Consider the following 15,757-nt stretch of genomic DNA (forward strand, 5'->3'; position numbering starts at 1 on the left):
CCGCCGTCCCGGTCGCCACCCCGCCGGCCGGCGCGCCCGCCGGCGCCGGGATCGCCGCCGCGCCCGGCGCCGGCCGGTCCGCGCTCACCATGAGCGCCGCGAGCAGCGTCGTCACCGGCACCGAGGCCACCAGGCCGATCGACCCGACGAGGGTCCGCACGATCTCCTCGGAGACCAACTCGCTGAACGCCACCGTGGACACGCTGGCCCGCGCGATCGTGAACAGCAGCAGCAGCGGCAGCGCGGCACCCGCGTAGGCCAGCACCAGCGTGTTCACCACCGACGCGATGTGGTCCCGGCCGATCCGCATCGCCGAGCGGTAGAGCGTCAGCCAACCCGCCCCCGGGTTCGCCCGCTTGAGCTCCCACACGGCCGAGGTCTGGGTCACGGTCACGTCGTCGAGCACCCCGAGCGAGCCGATCAGGATGCCGGCGAGCAGCAGGCCCTGGATCTCGATCTCCGGATAGAGGCTGTGCACGAGCCCGGTCTGGTCGTCCGTGTTGCCGCTCAGGTGCGCCCACTCGATGAACACCGAGCCGAGCAGCCCGATCAGCACCAGCGAGACCAGCGTGCCGAGCACCGCGACCGAGGTCCGCGCGTTCACCCCGTGGCACAGGTAGAGCGCGGCCAGCATGATCACGCTGCCGCCGACCACCGCCACCAGCAGCGGGTTCGAGCCGCCGAGGATCGCCGGCAGGATGAACAGCGTCAGCACCGCGAAGCTCACCACGAGCCCCACCAGCGCCAACAGCCCCCGCAGCCGCCCGACCAGCACCACCACCACCGCGAAGATGGCGGCCAGCCACAGCATCGGCACCTGCCGGTCCACGTCCGAGATGCTGTACTGCAGCTCCTCCGGGGCGTCCGGCGCGAAGGCGACCACCACCTCCTGCCCCACGTGGAACTGCTGCGAGGCGTCCGGCGTCACCACCTCGGTGAACGTGCGCCCGGTGTCAGGACCCGAGGTCACCTCCACCGTGGCCTCCGCGCAGGCGCCCTCGACGCCCGCCGTCAGCTGGACGCCGAGCTCCTCGCAGGACGTCTCGACGACCTCGGTCACCCGCGCCTGTTCGAGCTGCTGGTCGAAGCCGACGCCCGTGCGCTCCGCGGGCTCCGGCTCCCCGCCCGGCCACAGCAGCACGAGGCCGGCCGCCATCAGCGCCGCGAACGGGATCAGCACCGCCGCGATGACCCGGCGCAGATGCGCCGAGACGGGAGCCGGCGTGCCGTGCTGGTGAGAGTGGCCGTGATGGCCTTCGTGGTGTTCGGTCACCCGCCGATCATCGCCTAAGAAGCCCATCGGACGCCCGTCAGACCGACGGCCCCCTGTTCAGCACGCGCGTCATGCCGTTAGCGTGGGGACGCGACCAAGCAACACATCGCGGGAGCTCCGAGCACGGGGCTGAGAGGGCGCTGCCGCTGCGCCGACCGCCGAACCTGTTACCGGGTAATGCCGGCGTAGGGAGTGGGTCTGATGACCAAGCGGGAAACGGGCACGTCGAGCACGCCCGTCATCGGTTCACACAAGGGATATATCACCGGATCACGCCCGGATCTGCGGGTGCCGGTGCGCAGGGTGCACCTCACCGACGGCAACGCCGTCACGCTCTACGACACCTCGGGGCCCTACACCGACCCCGCGGTGACCACCGACGTCCGCCGCGGCCTCCCGCCGCTGCGGCGCCCGTGGATCGACGAGCGCCGGGCGGACGGCACGGGCGCCGTCACCCAACTCGCGTACGCCAGGCGCGGGGAGATCACGCCCGAGATGGAGTTCGTCGCCATCCGGGAGAACACGAGCCCCGAGTTCGTCCGCGACGAGATCGCCGCCGGCCGCGCCGTGCTGCCGGTGAACGTCAACCACCCGGAGTCCGAGCCGATGATCATCGGCCGGAACTTCCTGGTGAAGGTCAACGCCAACATCGGCAACTCGGCCGTCACCTCGTCCATCGACGAGGAGGTGGAGAAGATGACGTGGGCCACCCGCTGGGGCGCCGACACCATCATGGACCTCTCCACCGGCCGCGACATCCACACCACCCGTGAGTGGATCCTCCGCAACTCGCCGGTCCCCGTCGGCACCGTCCCCATCTACCAGGCGCTGGAGAAGGTCGGCGGCAGGGCCGAGGAACTGACCTGGGAGATCTACCGCGACACCGTGGTCGAACAGGCCGAGCAGGGCGTCGACTACATGACCGTGCACGCCGGCGTGCTACTGCGCTACGTGCCGCTGACCGCGCGCCGCAAGACCGGCATCGTCTCCCGCGGCGGCTCCATCATGGCCGCCTGGTGCCTGGCCCACCACCGGGAGAGCTTCCTCTACACCCACTTCGCCGAGCTCTGCGAGATCCTGCGCGCCTACGACATCACCTTCTCGCTCGGCGACGGCCTCCGCCCCGGATCCATCGCCGACGCCAACGACGAGGCGCAGTTCGCCGAACTCCGCACCCTCGGCGAGCTCAACCGGATCGCGCGCGAACACGACGTGCAGACCATGATCGAGGGCCCGGGACACGTCCCGATGCACAAGATCAAGGAGAACATCGACCTCCAGCAGGAGATCTGCGACGGCGCGCCCTTCTACACCCTCGGCCCCCTCACCACCGACATCGCCCCCGCCTACGACCACATCACCTCGGGCATCGGCGCCGCGATGATCGCCTGGTGGGGCACGGCCATGCTCTGCTACGTCACGCCGAAGGAACACCTCGGCCTCCCCAACCGCGACGACGTCAAGACCGGCGTCATCACCTACAAGATCGCCGCCCACGCCGCCGACCTGGCCAAGGGCCACCCGGGCGCCCAGGTCTGGGACGACGCGCTCTCCGACGCGCGCTTCGAGTTCCGCTGGGAGGACCAGTTCAACCTGGCCCTCGACCCCGACACGGCCCGCTCCTTCCACGACGAGACCCTGCCGGCCGAGCCGGCCAAGACGGCCCACTTCTGCTCCATGTGCGGCCCGAAGTTCTGCTCGATGAAGATCAGCCGCGACATCAGGAACGACTACGGCGACCAACTCGCCCTCACGGGCGACCAGATCGAGGCCGGCATGGCCGCCAAGTCCCGCGAGTTCGCCGACGCCGGCAACCGCGTCTACCTGCCACTGGCCGACTGACCGCACGGGCCCGGCCCGGCCCCCCGCCGGGCCGGGCCCGATCACGCCGCCGCCCAGCCGGGGTCCCGGCCGCTGAGGGCCACGGCGCGGTCGAGGGGCGGCGCGTCGTCCGCGATCGGGACCGGCGGGCCGAAGCCGGTGCCGGCGCGGGCCGCCGGGTCGGTCTCCTGGGAGAGCAGCGCGATCGACGCGGCGGCGGTGGCGTCGTCCGCGCCGTACGGCTGGCCGGTGGCGCGGGCCAGGTCCCAGCCGTGCAGCAGCAGTTCGTTGAGCGCCACCCGGCCCATGACCTCGGCCGGCAGGCCGACGCCGCCGGCCCTGGTGTCGCCCCGCCAGGCGGCCGGCTCCCGCCAGGCCGCCGCGAGCTCGTCGAGCTGGCGGCGCAGCCGGCCGCGCCAGTCGCCTTCGAGGGAGGGCGCGGGCATGGCGGGATCGGTGGGGCTCACGTCCGTCAGCGGCCCGAACTCCTTGCGCGCGGCGGCCCGGAACGCCAACGTCAGACCCAGCAGATGGCGCAGCAGGTCGTCGACCCGGTAGTCGGGACACGGCGTCCGAGCGCCGAACCGCTCCTCGGGGACGCCGTCGAGCAGCCCCGCGACGCCATCGGCGGCCGGGCCGAGATCAAGGGGGATGGATGAGTCGTTCACACCGTGATGACCACGCGGGGCCGGAAAACTCATCGCCGGAGCACTCCCCGGCCGGCACGATGCGCGTCCGCGGCGTCGACCCGCGGGACACCACCTGGGAGCAGGACGACGTGCGCTACCGGGTCCACTTCTGGGACCGGGCGGTCAACTCCGCGGACGAGTACGAGGTGACGGGCGTCGACGTCGACGAGGTGCTGGCCTGGGCGACGCGGCACGCGGCCGAGCACGGCGTGACGTACACCCTGTGGGTGCTCGTCCCCGAGGCGTTCGGCCACGGGCCAGGACTGATCCGGCTCGCCGGGGTGGCCGGCGATCCCTTCGGCGACGGCTGACGGCGCGCCCGTACTCGGGACGGAGTAGCCGCGGTTACTCCCTCCGTCAGACGCCTCGCGCGGGGATCGCGCGGGACCGTGGCGGTATGAGAGAGCTACGTCGTCCGGTCCGCCGGGCCCTCGTCGTCGGGCATGTCGTCGTGTCCGTCGGCTGGCTCGGCCTCACCCTCTGCCTGCTGGTGCTCGGCATCGCCGGCGCCACCACCGACTCGGCCGCCACGGCCGAGGCCGCCTACCGCGCCATGAAGATCTTCGGCGACTGGCTGATCGCTCCGCTCGCCCTGACCACCTTCGTCTCCGGCCTGGTGCTCTCGCTCGGCACGCCGTGGGGGCTGGCCCGCTACCGCTGGGTCTACGCCAAGTTCTGGCTCACCCTGGTCGCCGGCGTCGCCTCGTTGCTCGCGTTCCGCGCCACGATCGACGAGGCCGCCGCCGAGGTCGCCGTGGGTCGGGCGGTGCCCGACCCGGCCGGCCTCGTCGCGCCGCCCAGCGTCTCGCTCGGCCTCTACCTCTTCATGACCGCGATATCCGTCCTCAAGCCGTGGGGCCCGACCCGGCGCGGGCGGGCGGCGCTGGCCGCGCGGCGGACGAAAACCACTCGCGTCGCGGGCCGGGCATCGGTCACCGTGGGGCGGTGACGTTCTCCGCAGCCGACCTGCCCGTCCGCCGCCTCGACCTGACCGACCTCACGGCCTGCCTCGACCTGGCGGACAGCCGGGACTGGACGCGCGAGGAGCACAAGTGGCGGCTGCTGCTCACCGCCGGGCAGGGCTACGGCATCGACGCCCCGGCCGGCGACCGGGCGGGCGGGCTGATCGCCACCGTCGTCGTCACCGCCTACGGGGACCGCCACCGCTGCCTGAGCATGGTGCTGGTCGCCGAGCGGTACGCCCGCCGCGGCATCGCCCGCCACCTGATGCGGCACGCGTTGGCCGAGTGCGGCCCGGTCACCGTGTTCCTCAGCGCCACGGACCAGGGCCGGCCGCTCTACGAGCAGCTCGGTTTCAAGGCGGTCGGCACGGTCACCACCATCCGCGGCACCTTCACCGGCGCCGTGCCGCCGCCGGCCGGAGCGGCGTCGACCGTGCGGCCGGCGACCGCCGCCGACCTGCCGGCGGTGCTGGCCTACGACGGCCCGGTGTTCGGTACCGACCGCACCGCGCTGCTGACCCGGCTGCCGGCCTTCGCCGACCGGTTCCTGGTCGCCGAGGACGCCGCCACGGGACGGCTCACCGGCTTCGCCGCCGCCTGGCCCAACCCCTCGAGCATCGTCATCGGCCCGGTCGTCGCGGACGACACCGCCACCGCCCAGGCCCTGATCGCCCGACTCGGCGCCGAGGCCCCACGCGCCATCCGCTACGACGTGGACGCCCGCCACCCCGAACTCGACCGCTGGCTCCGCGCCAACGGCCTGACCGGCGACCGCCCCTGCGCCCTGATGGTGCTCGGCGCCCCCGACATCCCCGGCGACATCACCCGCCGCTTCGCGCCCTACTCGGTCGCACTGGGCTGAAGGGCGCTTGAGGGCACCGGGCCGAAGGGCGCTGGAGGGCCGCGCTACCAGACCGGCCGCAGCGGCGGCAGCGGCCGGCCGTCCGCCAACACCCCCACCAGCCGTTCGAGGTCCGCGCGCAGCACGGTCACGTCGAGACGGTCGGCGAGCTCCGCCTCCAGGCCGTGCAGCACCCGCCCGGCGACGGCGAGATGCCGGTGCGCGGCCTCGGTGAGCACCACCAGCCGGCGCCGACCGCCGGCCGGGTGCGGCTCACGCCGCACATAGCCGCGCCGCTCCAGGTCGTCGACGATCTGCCCGGCGGCCTGCTTGGTGACGCCGAGCCGGGCGGCCAGCTCGCTGCTGGTCGCGCCGGCCGGGCGCAGGGCCTGGAAGGCGAGGCCATGGATGGGTCGGAGGTCTCCGTGCCCCTGCTCGGCGAGGCGGGCCTCGAACTCGGCGAGGAGGAGCTGGAAGCCCATGCCGAGGAGGAAGGTCAGCTCGGTCTCGGGTGGGGGCGCTGGCACGGGGTCCATGGTGACACACACGAGTAAAGCTGCTTTACTCACCGCCGAGAGGCCGAGTAAAGCAGCTTTACTTATCGCCCGCCAGGAGGCACCAGCCCATGCACGTCAACACGCCCACCGAGGACGACACCATCGCCACCCCGAACGCCGAGATGACAAGGCTGGCCACGCCGAGCCGGGGCTCCCGCGAGCTCAGCGCGTGGCGGGTGCGGATGGCGCCGGGCGCCCGCGGCCCCTGGCACTCCATCGACCGCGAACAGGTCTGGCTGCCGCTGACCGGCACCCTCGCCGTCGCCTCGGGCGACGGGGACACCGAGCCCCGGCACGTCGCCCCAGGACAGGCGGCGATCCTGCCGGCGGGCGAGCCGCGACAGGTGTCGGCCGTGGGCGGCGGGCCCGTCGAGGCGGTGGTCTGCATGGCGGTCGGCGGCCGAGCCACGGTGACCGAGACCGGCGAGGTCAGAACGATCCCCTGGGCGGAATGAATTCATATGACTTGCCCCACTTCAGACATGTGCGTATGATTCGCCCGCATCTTTGCAGGATCTTCCTCGTTAACCCGGATGGCGTAGAGACACTACGCCGTCCGTCGAGCCATCGGGCTCGGGAGGGAGAGCGATGAAGTACGTCCACGAGAGCGAGCTGCTGGAATCGCGGGAGCTGCGCGGCCGCGTCGTCGACCGGGTCGAGGCACTCGATCGGGTCAAGGCGCTCCGCACGCTGCCGGACGGTCTGCACGTGACGACGCGGATGGTCGCCGCGTACTACGAGGTCGACATCGAGGCCATCAAGAAGATCGTCGTGCGACACCGAGCCGAGCTGGAGGCCAGCGGGATGTACACCCTGCGTGGCGCGGAGCTGCACGAGTTTCTAAGGGACAACGTGTCCCTTAGAACGCCTGGTCGAGGCCTCACCCTCTACCCTCGGCGGGCGGTGCTGAACGTCGGGATGCTGCTGCGGGACAGCGTCGTCGCACGTCAGGTGCGGTCCTACCTGCTCGACGTCGAGGCGGAGGCCCACCGCTCGGCGGCCCGCGAGCCTGTGGATAACTTTCCGCTGCGGGCCCTGCACGAGCTGGAGCGGTACGTCCAGCTGCTCGTCGACGAGCGGATGGTCGCGGTGGCCGAGGAGTCGGTCCGGCAGGTGATTCGCACCGCCGTCACGCCGCTGCTCAACCACCTCATCGAGACGTCGGGCGAGCACCGGCAGCGACTCGTCGAAATCCGCGATGACCTGCAGCGATTGCAGATGAGCCGGGACTGGCGACCCGATCTGGGGTGATCCGGCGCGTGGCATGAGAGGGCCCGAAGTCGCAAACAGGAGTTGCGGCTTCGGGCCGTGCCGCAGTGTAGCCGAAAGTTATCCACAGGCGGGTTATCCACAGGGTGACACGCCGTCCCCAAGTTATCCACAGGTCCGGAGTTATCCACAGCCCGGGCGACGTCCCAGGTCAAACGGGACACGGACCTGTGGATAACCGAACCGTCGAAAATGCGTTCCCGCGTTCCCCCGGCACGGTGTCCGTTTCCTTCAAGACCGCCCCGGCCGCGCCGCCTAGCCTCGGCGGCATGACAGCACGATTCGACCTCATCGGCCTTGTCACCGACGACATGGCGGCCTCGCTCGCCTTCTATCGGCGGCTCGGCCTCGACATCCCCGAGGGGGCGGACAGCCAGCCGCACGTGGAGGCCGCGCTGCCCGGCGGGCTGCGCATCGCCTGGGACACCGTGGCGACGGTCAAGGGGTTCCACCCGGAGTGGACCCCGGGAACGGGCGGTCGCCTCGGTCTCGCCTTCCGCTGCGACGACCCGGCGGACGTGGACGCCGTCTACGCCGAGCTCACCGCCGCCGGGTACGTCGGCGAGAAGAAGCCGTGGGACGCGTTCTGGGGCCAGCGCTACGCCATCGTCCTCGATCCGGACGGCAACGGCGTCGACCTCTTCGCACCGCTCACCCCCTGAGCCACGTCAGCGGCACCCCCGCCAACTCCCGCACCTCGCGGGCCAGGTGCGCCTGGTCGGCGTAGCCGGCCAACGCCGCGACCGTGGCCGGCGGGGTGCCGGCGTCGGTGAGCCGCAGCGCGCGCCGCAGGCGCAGCACCCGCGCCAGCGTCTTGGGCCCGTAGCCGAAGGCGGCCAGGCTGCGGCGGCGCAGCTGCCGCTCGCTCAGCCCGAGCTCGCGCGCGGTCTCGGCCACGCCGTGGCCGGCGCCCAGCGCCGCCACCGCCCGGGACCGCCACAGCTCAGGCTCCGGCTCGGGCGGCGCGGCGGCGAGCCGCCCGGTGGCCACCGCCTCCAGGGCCGCGCCGACCCCGGCCGCGCCCGCCACCCGCTCCGTCAACTCCCGCACCGTCCGGTCGGGCCACAGCTCGTCCAGCCACACGCGCCGATCGGTCAGCTCGTCCGCCGGCAGCCCGAACACCAGCGGGCCGAACCCCGGCGCGAACCGCAGCCCCGTGTAGCTCGCGCCGACCGCGCCGCCCACCAGGTGCGCCCGGGTGTCGGGGCCGGCCACGAGCAGCCGCGTGCCGTACCAGATCAGGTCCATGCAGCCGTCGGGCAACACCCGGCCGACGCGGTCCGCCACCGCCGTCTTCTCCCACACGACCGCGCCGGGGAGGCCGGCGTCCCGCGACGCCGGCCGCTCCCGATACCCACCGGCGGCCACACGACCCAGGATGGCATGCTGCCCCGATGAGGCATCTCGGACTGCTCGCCCTCGTCGTCCCCGACTACGACGAGGCCATCGCGTACTACACGGGTTCGCTCGGCTTCGAGTTGCGCGAGGACACCCCACACCCCGAGGACTACCCGGGCAAGCGCTGGGTGGTGGTCGCCCCGGGGCCCGACGCGCAGACCGGACTGCTGCTGGCCCGGGCGGTCACCGACCGCCAGCGCGACCGGATCGGCGACCAGACCGGCGGCCGGGTCGGCTTCTTCCTCTACACCGACGACTTCGACACCGACTTCGCGCGGTTCACGGCCGCCGGGGTGACGATCGAGAAGCAGCCGTGGACGGCGCCCTACGGCCGGGTCGCGGTCTTCGTCGACCGCTACGGCAACCGCTGGGACCTCGTTCAGCCGGCGAAGGGGGCGTAGTGGCGTAACAGTTCGAGCAGCCGGTTGGCGGGCTGGGCGCTCCAGTGCGTGGACGTCGGCGGCTCGGGCCCGGTGGGCAGCCGGAAGACGGCCCAGACGACGTGGTGCCACAGGATCCTGGGCCACCACGCCTCCTCCTCGCCTGGCGCGTAGCCGGCGAGCACCGAACGGACGGCGCGCGGCGGCACCTTGGCGAACTCGGCGGCCGGGTCGGCGTGGACCGCGTCGCCCCAGTCGATCAGCGCGGTGAGGGCGCCGCTGGCGGGGTCGACCAGAAGGTTGCCGGCCGAGATGTCGCCGTGCGTGAGAACCAGCGGCGGCTCGGCCGGCGCCTGGCCGGCGAGTTCGTCGAGCCAGCCGGTCAGCCAGCGGGCGAGCCCGGCGCTGAGGTAGCCCCTGGCGGCCAGGTCCTCGATGCCGCGACGCGGGTTCCCAGCCCGGTCCTCCGCCACGCCGGCCAGCGACGCCGGGGGCGCGGCGTGCAGCAGGGCGAGCTGCCGGCCAAGTTCCCGGTACGCGTCGGGCCCGGGCTCGTCGCCTTGCGGCGCGACGCCGGGCGCGCGGCGCTGGACCAGATAGGGGGCGCCCAACGCCTCCCCCACGCCATCGAACTCCACGATCTCCGGGGCGCGCACGCCCAGACGCGCGGCATGCGGGATGACGACGGCCTCCTTGCGCAGGTCGGCGGCGAAACCCGGTTCTCCGGCGCGGGCCACCTTGAGGACCAACTCCTCGCCCAGCAGGTGGACTTGCGAGGCGATGCCCTGCCGCGCCGCGGGCCGCACCCCGCCCGCCGCGACCCCGTGCCGCCTGGCGACGGCGGCGATCGCGGCCAGATCCGGACCCGTCACCGCGAATACCCGTGCCCTCCGGGCGGGTACGGACCGGCCTGGTGTGGCATCTGCTGACCACCGGGATGACCAGGCGGGTAGGGCCCGGGCGCCGGCGGCGGCGGCGTGGCCATGGGACCGCCGAGGATCAGCGGCATGAACTGGTCGAGCTCGGCTCGCCACTGCCGGCCCACGTTGATCCTGGTCGGCTTCTCCCGCCCAGGGAAGCGGAAGCGGAACGAGCTCCAGAGCGTGCCCCGCCGCCCGTCGCTGACCAGCGCGGCCGCCTCGGCCCTGCCGACCACGAACGCCAGTTCCTTGGGCCGGTTGCTGGCCCGGCTCGCCCGGTGGAAGACGACGGCCTGCTCGGTGATGGTCACGAAGTAGTAGTCGATGAAGAGTTGCCCGAGCAGCCCGAGGCCGCTCATGAGATACGGGCTCGGCCCGGTGATGCCGTGGACGGTGACCAACGGCCGGTCCGTCGGGTTGTCCCGCGCTATCGCCTCCGCGACCTGCTGCCGCATGGTCGCCTTCAGAATCGCCATGCGCGGGAGTGTACGTACGCCCGCCTACGGCCGGCCCCAGGGTCCGCGCTGTCAGCGGATCCCGTCGGCGCCCGGCCGGAACACCCGGCCCCGGTCGCGGCCGGTCACGGCCGCCACGTACGCCCGCGCCACCTCACGGGCCGGCGTCCCGGCCGACGGGTCCATGGACAGGGCCTCCAACGTCTCCGTCACCCACCCCGGGCTGACGGCGTTGATCCGCACCCCGCGCAGCGGCTCGACGGCCGCGGCCTCGACGAACGCCTCGAGCCCCGCGTTGACCAGGGCGGCGAACGTGCCCCCCGGCGTGGGCTCGGCGAAGGCGCCGCTGGTCAGCGTGATGGAGCCGCCGTCGCGCAGCCGGGGGAGCGCCTGCCGCACCAGCCGGACGTGGCCGAGCAGCTTTCCCTCGAGGCCGGCCAGGTACTCGGCGTCCTCGCCCTCGTCGAGTCGGACCAGCGCCCCGCTGGCCGCGCAGCACACCACCGCGTCGAGCTCGCCGGCCCGGTCCAGCAGCGCGGCCACCGAGTCGGGGTCGGCCATGTCGACGCGGGTGTCGGGGGGGGCGCGCTCCGGGAGGCGGGCACCACCTCGTGGCCCGCCCCCGTCAGCTCCGCCACGACCGCGCGTCCGATGGTGCCTCCGGCACCGATCACCAGAATCCTCATGCGCCCCACCCTCGCCCCGCAGCCTGGCCCCAGCCAGCCCACCGCCGTGACTATCCCCGGCAGACGTAGTCTCGGGGAACATGCGGCCCCATCCCGACCTCAGCCCCTTCCTCCGCTCGCGGCGGGCCCGGCTGCGGCCCGCCGACGCCGGGCTGCCCGACTACGGCGGCCGGCGCCGCGTGCCCGGGCTGCGCCGCGAGGAGCTGGCCCAGCTCGCCGGCATCAGCCCCGGCTACTACACCAGGCTCGAGCAGGGGCAGACGTCGCGCGTCTCGGAGGCCGTGCTCGACGCGGTGGCCAGGGCGCTGCGGCTCGACGAGGCCGAGCGGACCCATCTGCGCGCGCTGGTGCGCCCGGCGCGCACCGACAGCGCACCCGCGCGGACCGAGTCCGTGCGCCCCGGCGTGCGTACGCTGCTCGACTCGCTGGGCGCTACCCCGGCCCTGGTGCTCGGCGACCGCGTCGACATCGTGGCGTGGAACGCGGGCGCGCACGCGCTGCTCGCCGGCCACCTGCCGTTCGACGAGCCGCCCAACGCCGCCCGCCTGGTCTTCCTCGACCCGGCCGCCCGCCGCCTGTTCGGAGAGGGGTGGCCGGTCAAGTGCCGGGACACCGTCGCCGACCTGCGGCTCATCGCCGGAAGGCGCCCCGGCGACCGGGCGCTGGCCGCGTTGATCGCCGAACTCGCCGAGCGCAGCCCGGAGTTCTCCGCGCTCTGGCGGACGCATCCGGTGGCCGGCTGCCCCTCGCACGTCCGCCGCTACCGGCACCCGACCGTCGGGCCGCTCACCCTCACCCACCAGCTGCTCGACCTCGGCGACGGCAGCGGGCAGCGGCTCGCGCTCTACGCGGCCGAGCCCGGCAGCGCCTCGGCCGCCGCGCTGGCCAGGCTCGCCGCGGGCGTCACCGCGGGTCGTCCGTCCAGTGGTCGAGGACCCGGGCCAGCAGCCGGATGAGTTCGGCGCGCTCCGCCGCGGAGAGCGGCGCGAGCAGCGCGTCCTGGGCGGCGGCCAGCGCCTCGTCGGCACGCTCCAACTGCCGCGTGCCCTCGGGCGTCAGGGTGATGACGTTGCGCCGCCGGTCGGCCGGGTCGGGGCTGCGCACCACCTGCCCGGCCGCCACCAGCTCGTTGAGCGCGGCGACCACGTCGCTGCGGTCGATGCCGCAGCGCCGGCCGAGCGCCGCCTGGCTGGCCGGGCCGAACTCGGCGAGCGCCGCGAGCAGCGGATAGTGGTAGCGGCGGGCGCCGACGCCGGCGAACGCCTCGGACGACAGCCGGCCGGCCGGCGTCGCGGCGTGGGTGATGAGCCAGCTCGCCTTCTCGCGCAGCCGAACGGGCACCTGGGAGATGCCCCCGCGCTCACCTTCCGCCGTCGCCATGGCACGACCCTAACGCGCCCCGCCGGCCAGCGAACCGATCACCCGCCCCAGCTCCGCCCGTTCCCCGTCCGGCAGCCGGCCGGAAGAATGCAGCATGCGCAGCGCCGTGACCAGTCGTTCCCCGTCCCCCGGCGGGCCGAGCTCCCCGAGGTCGCCGAGGAGCGCGGGCAGCACCAGGGCCAACGCGGTCAACTCGCCGCGCTCCCGCCAGCCTTCCACCAGCGCGTCGAGCTCGGCGAACCTGCCGTCCGCCGCCTGGTCCCGCAGCCCCCGGGCGATGGCGAACCGGATCCACTCCCGGTACTGCCCCTCGGGCACCGCGTCAACGTGCCCCGCGGCCAGCGCGAAGTGCTCGCGCGCCGCCCCGTCGCGCCCCAACGTCCCATGCGCCTGCGCGATGTTCAGGTGCAGCGAGGCGTAGAACCCGACCACCCTCCCGTCCCCCACCGCGTCCGCGAGCCGCAGGCACTCCTCGTTCCAGCGCAGCGTCTCCTCCGGGGTGTCCTGGTGCCGGGCGACGTAGTGCGCCGCGACGCAGCGCTCGTAGTCGTCGCCGGCCGCCGCCCAGGCGCGTTCGAACAGCTCGCGCGCCCGCGCCGGCTCCCCCTCGGCCTCCGCCGCCATGCCGGCCACGCACAGCCGGACCACCTTGTTCTCCGGATCGACCCTGTTCTCCGGATCCATCTCAGCTCTCCCTCGCGCGCACCGGCATCAACAGGGTGGTGAAGCTGCCCTGGTCCGCCGACCTGACGACCACGGGGGCCGCTTCGGAGACCAGCTCGAGCAGCACGTCGGGCCCCACGCTCGCCTCCAGGGTGGGTAGCAGCCGCGCGGGGTCGAAGGCGACGGGCGACGGCGGCGCCCCCGAGACGACGCCGCGCAACGCCGTCGCGCCGACCGTGATCCCGCCGTCCCGCGTCCGCAGGACCGCGAGCCCCTCGGCCGGCACCGCGTCCCGCAGCGCGAGACGGTCCACGATCAACCGGCCGCGCGGGGCGTCCAACGCCGCCAGCATCTCCCGATAATCGGGGAACTCCTCGCCCACGATCGGCAGCTCCCGCTCGCGCGCTCCGGCGCGCAGTCGAGCCCCCGCGCCGTCGACCACCACCTCGACCTCCGGCTCCGGCAGCGCCCAGGCGGCCGCCTCGCGCAGCGCGCCCGCCTCCACCAGCAGCCGGCCCGCGTCGCCGTCGAGCGCGGCGGGGCGCAGCACCCGCAGCGCGAGACGGTAGCGGTCGCTGGCCACCAGACGCAGCTCCCCGCCGCCCAGCTCGACCAGCACCCCGGCGAGCGCCGGCGGCCAGGACTCGGCCACCGCCGGCGTCACCTGCCGCACCGCGCTGGCCAGTTCGGCGCCACCGAGCCGCGCCACCGACCGCCGGCCGCTGGTCGGCAGCCCGCGCAGGACCTCCTCGACGGCCGCCCTGGCGGCCGAGGCGAGCTCGCAGGTGCGGCGCAGATGGGCGTGGAGCGTCGCCCTGGCCTCCTCGGCCTCCCCGTCGAGCACCACCGCCGCGTCCACCAGCGGCAGCCCCGCGTCGCGCAGCCGTCGCACCAGCACCCCGCGCGCCTCCTGCTCGGGCGCGTAGTAGCGGTAGCCGGTGACGGGGTCCACCCGGTCGGGGCGCAGCAGCCCGCAGTCGTCGTAGAAGCGCAGCGCGCTGGGCGCGACGCCGACGCGCCTGGCGAAGGCGCCGATGCTCATCTCGGGTGGACGGTCCGTCTCGCGTTCCATGGCCGCGATTCTGGAGGTTCGTCCGACCTGAAGGTCAAGCCACGTCGACCGCGCCTGACCGGGTCAGGCCGGGTCAGGCCGGGTCAGTCCGGCCGGACGCCGACCCCCTTGAAGAAGGCGTAGTGGAACGTCCCGTCCACGCCCGCCGTCCGGTACAGGTCGGCCATCCCACGCTCCCAGTCGCTCGGCGTCATGAGGTCGGCCTCCAGCGCCTGTTCGCGGACCCCGCCGATCATCGCGGCGAAGGTGTCGAGCACGAAGTCCGCCATCAGGTCCGGCCTCGCGTCGTCCGCGTAGACCGTCCGCACCTCGACCGACACGTCCTCGAAGCCCGCCCCGCGCAGCAGCGGCCCCACCGCGCGCCCGGTGTGCGCGTCGCCGCCGGCCATCCGCTGGAGCCTGACCTGGCACTCGATCACGGCCCTGGCGTACGGGCTGTCCGGGTGGAAGAACGCCGTGCCGTGGTCCCCCTCGATCACCGTCAGGCTGCCGCCCGGGCGCAGCACCCGGCGCAGCTCGGCGAGCGCCCGCTGCCTGTTGGACAGGTGCTCAAGCAGGAAACAGACGAAGACGTGGTCGAACTCCTCATCGGCGAAAGGGAGCTCGTAGACGTCGGCGTGGCACCAGCGGATCTCGGCCTCCGGCGAGGCGGCCGTGACCCGCGCCCGCGCGGTGGCCAACGACTCGGCCGAGCGGTCGAGCGCCACCCACCGCACGCCAGGGCTGTTGGCCACCAGGTGCACCGTCTGCGCCCCCACGCCGCAGCCGGCCTCAAGCACCCGACTGCCGGGGGGATAGGTCGTGCCGGCGTGCAGCAGCCGGGCCAGCGTGTCCGCCTGGTCACCGAGCCGGCGCGCCTCGCGCTCCGAGTAGCCGTGTACATAACCGATCAACGAGTCCATGCGGCAAGACTGCTGCCACTATGGTCCGGTGCACAGGTCCAATGTCGATCGCTCCGACCGGTCCAAAGCGGGTGGCCCCTCGGCCGGTGGCACCTCCGACTTCCTCCAGCTCGACATCGCCCAGGCCCCGCGCGGCGGCCGCGCCGACTGGCTGGCCCGCCAGCTCAGGCGCGCCGTCGCCGACGGTCGGCTCCCGGTCGGCAGCCGGCTCCCGCCCACCCGGGTGCTCGCCGCCGAACTCGGCGTCTCACGCGGCGTCGTCACCGAGGCATACCGGCGCCTGACCGAGGACGGCCACGCCGAGGGCCACCGCCGCAACGGCACGGCCGTCGTCGCCGCGCCTCTGACCGAGCCCGCCAGGCCGGCCCCCACGTCCCCGACCACATCCGCCACACCGGTCACCCCCGACCTCTTCACCCGACCGCCCGACCAGGGCGTCTTCGACGCGCTGCGCGCCGCACCCGCCCGGATCGACCTCACCCCCGGCAC

General features: G+C 73.8%; 20 protein-coding genes, 1 pseudogene and 1 riboswitch. Of the genes and pseudogenes, 10 read left to right on the top strand and 11 right to left on the bottom strand.

The window, feature by feature from the left end; translation table 11 throughout:
- Nucleotides 1-1,273 (bottom strand): YibE/F family protein (locus E1265_RS20365; protein ID WP_243740967.1); only part of this gene is annotated, 1,273 nt, incomplete at its 3' end.
- A 98-nt stretch (nucleotides 1,274-1,371) separates the two neighbouring features.
- A riboswitch (TPP riboswitch) is annotated at nucleotides 1,372-1,482 on the top strand.
- Between E1265_RS20365 and thiC the strand changes: the two genes are divergently transcribed.
- A complete protein-coding gene (gene thiC / locus E1265_RS20370) occupies nucleotides 1,475-3,115 on the top strand; it encodes a phosphomethylpyrimidine synthase ThiC (protein WP_132931992.1) in 1,641 nt (546 codons plus the stop codon). It overlaps the preceding riboswitch by 8 nt.
- Nucleotides 3,116-3,156: 41 nt before the next feature.
- Here thiC and E1265_RS20375 read toward each other — a convergent pair whose 3' ends face one another.
- Nucleotides 3,157-3,762, bottom strand: coding sequence for a TIGR03086 family metal-binding protein (locus E1265_RS20375; protein WP_243740968.1), 606 nt, complete (start codon nucleotides 3,760-3,762; stop codon nucleotides 3,157-3,159).
- On the opposite strand from E1265_RS20375, the gene E1265_RS20380 reads away from it, so the two are divergent.
- The 3 genes from E1265_RS20380 (at nucleotide 3,750) to E1265_RS20390 (ending at nucleotide 5,607) form a co-directional block, all read left to right on the top strand.
- Nucleotides 3,750-4,094, top strand: coding sequence for a hypothetical protein (locus E1265_RS20380; protein WP_165953814.1), 345 nt, complete (start codon nucleotides 3,750-3,752; stop codon nucleotides 4,092-4,094). The genes E1265_RS20375 and E1265_RS20380 overlap by 13 nt on opposite strands.
- Before the next feature lie 86 nt (nucleotides 4,095-4,180).
- Nucleotides 4,181-4,732 (top strand): DUF2269 domain-containing protein, encoded by a 552-nt coding sequence (locus E1265_RS20385; protein WP_132931998.1) that lies wholly within the window; start codon nucleotides 4,181-4,183, stop codon nucleotides 4,730-4,732.
- Entirely contained in the window at nucleotides 4,729-5,607 is an 879-nt protein-coding gene (locus E1265_RS20390) for a GNAT family N-acetyltransferase (protein WP_132932000.1), read from the top strand. The genes E1265_RS20385 and E1265_RS20390 overlap by 4 nt, the downstream gene beginning before the upstream one ends.
- A 44-nt stretch (nucleotides 5,608-5,651) precedes the next feature.
- On the opposite strand, the gene E1265_RS20395 is transcribed toward E1265_RS20390, so the two are convergent.
- Nucleotides 5,652-6,122: a MarR family transcriptional regulator gene (locus tag E1265_RS20395; protein ID WP_132932001.1), complete on the bottom strand. Its 471-nt coding sequence runs from the start codon at nucleotides 6,120-6,122 to the stop codon at nucleotides 5,652-5,654.
- Between the two features lie 89 nt (nucleotides 6,123-6,211).
- On the opposite strand from E1265_RS20395, the gene E1265_RS20400 reads away from it, so the two are divergent.
- The 3 genes from E1265_RS20400 to E1265_RS20410 all read left to right on the top strand — a co-directional run bounded on the left by E1265_RS20400 (nucleotide 6,212) and on the right by E1265_RS20410 (nucleotide 8,074).
- Nucleotides 6,212-6,598 (top strand): cupin domain-containing protein, encoded by a 387-nt coding sequence (locus E1265_RS20400; RefSeq protein WP_132932003.1) that lies wholly within the window; start codon nucleotides 6,212-6,214, stop codon nucleotides 6,596-6,598.
- Nucleotides 6,599-6,731: 133 nt separating this feature from the next.
- Nucleotides 6,732-7,394, top strand: a complete 663-nt coding sequence (locus tag E1265_RS20405) for a restriction endonuclease (RefSeq protein WP_132932005.1) — start codon at nucleotides 6,732-6,734, stop codon at nucleotides 7,392-7,394.
- Between the two features lie 287 nt (nucleotides 7,395-7,681).
- The gene (locus tag E1265_RS20410) at nucleotides 7,682-8,074 is read left to right on the top strand and encodes a VOC family protein (protein ID WP_132932007.1); all 393 of its coding nucleotides are present in this window, start codon (nucleotides 7,682-7,684) and stop codon (nucleotides 8,072-8,074) included.
- On the opposite strand, the gene E1265_RS20415 is transcribed toward E1265_RS20410, so the two are convergent.
- On the bottom strand, nucleotides 8,064-8,717 hold the full coding sequence (locus tag E1265_RS20415; RefSeq protein WP_243740970.1) for a helix-turn-helix domain-containing protein: 654 nt from the start codon (nucleotides 8,715-8,717) through the stop codon (nucleotides 8,064-8,066). The genes E1265_RS20410 and E1265_RS20415 overlap by 11 nt on opposite strands.
- A gap of 89 nt (nucleotides 8,718-8,806) precedes the next feature.
- Between E1265_RS20415 and E1265_RS20420 the strand changes: the two genes are divergently transcribed.
- On the top strand, nucleotides 8,807-9,211 hold the full coding sequence (locus E1265_RS20420) for a VOC family protein (protein WP_132932009.1): 405 nt from the start codon (nucleotides 8,807-8,809) through the stop codon (nucleotides 9,209-9,211).
- Here the strand turns inward: E1265_RS20420 and E1265_RS20425 are convergent.
- The 3 genes and pseudogenes from E1265_RS20425 to E1265_RS20435 form a co-directional block, all read right to left on the bottom strand.
- The gene (locus tag E1265_RS20425) at nucleotides 9,190-10,062 is read right to left on the bottom strand and encodes an aminoglycoside phosphotransferase family protein (RefSeq protein ID WP_132932011.1); all 873 of its coding nucleotides are present in this window, start codon (nucleotides 10,060-10,062) and stop codon (nucleotides 9,190-9,192) included. The two genes, E1265_RS20420 and E1265_RS20425, sit on opposite strands and share 22 nt — an antisense overlap.
- Nucleotides 10,059-10,586: a hypothetical protein gene (locus E1265_RS20430; protein ID WP_132932013.1), complete on the bottom strand. Its 528-nt coding sequence runs from the start codon at nucleotides 10,584-10,586 to the stop codon at nucleotides 10,059-10,061. The genes E1265_RS20425 and E1265_RS20430 overlap by 4 nt, the downstream gene beginning before the upstream one ends.
- A gap of 51 nt (nucleotides 10,587-10,637) precedes the next feature.
- Nucleotides 10,638-11,251: pseudogene (locus E1265_RS20435) on the bottom strand (short chain dehydrogenase).
- Between the two features lie 80 nt (nucleotides 11,252-11,331).
- On the opposite strand from E1265_RS20435, the gene E1265_RS20440 reads away from it, so the two are divergent.
- Nucleotides 11,332-12,207 carry a helix-turn-helix transcriptional regulator gene (locus E1265_RS20440; RefSeq protein WP_132932015.1) on the top strand — a complete coding sequence of 292 codons (876 nt, stop codon included), beginning with the start codon at nucleotides 11,332-11,334 and terminating at the stop codon, nucleotides 12,205-12,207.
- Here E1265_RS20440 and E1265_RS20445 read toward each other — a convergent pair.
- The 4 genes from E1265_RS20445 to E1265_RS20460 form a co-directional block, all read right to left on the bottom strand.
- Complete coding sequence (locus E1265_RS20445; RefSeq protein ID WP_132932017.1) at nucleotides 12,155-12,631, bottom strand: MarR family winged helix-turn-helix transcriptional regulator; 477 nt, start codon at nucleotides 12,629-12,631, stop codon at nucleotides 12,155-12,157. The two genes, E1265_RS20440 and E1265_RS20445, sit on opposite strands and share 53 nt — an antisense overlap.
- 9 nt (nucleotides 12,632-12,640) lie before the next feature.
- Nucleotides 12,641-13,315: a hypothetical protein gene (locus tag E1265_RS20450; protein WP_132932019.1), complete on the bottom strand. Its 675-nt coding sequence runs from the start codon at nucleotides 13,313-13,315 to the stop codon at nucleotides 12,641-12,643.
- 1 nt (nucleotide 13,316) lies between these two features.
- Nucleotides 13,317-14,366: a MerR family transcriptional regulator gene (locus E1265_RS20455; protein WP_207931143.1), complete on the bottom strand. Its 1,050-nt coding sequence runs from the start codon at nucleotides 14,364-14,366 to the stop codon at nucleotides 13,317-13,319.
- A gap of 83 nt (nucleotides 14,367-14,449) precedes the next feature.
- Nucleotides 14,450-15,268, bottom strand: coding sequence for a methyltransferase domain-containing protein (locus E1265_RS20460; RefSeq protein WP_132932021.1), 819 nt, complete (start codon nucleotides 15,266-15,268; stop codon nucleotides 14,450-14,452).
- 28 nt (nucleotides 15,269-15,296) lie between these two features.
- Between E1265_RS20460 and E1265_RS20465 the strand changes: the two genes are divergently transcribed.
- The coding region (locus E1265_RS20465; RefSeq protein ID WP_243740969.1) for a winged helix-turn-helix domain-containing protein at nucleotides 15,297-15,757 on the top strand (461 nt) is incomplete at its 3' end.

The sequence above is a fragment of the Streptomyces sp. 8K308 genome (assembly GCF_004348315.1).
Classification (GTDB): Bacteria; Actinomycetota; Actinomycetes; order Streptomycetales; family Streptomycetaceae; genus Streptomyces.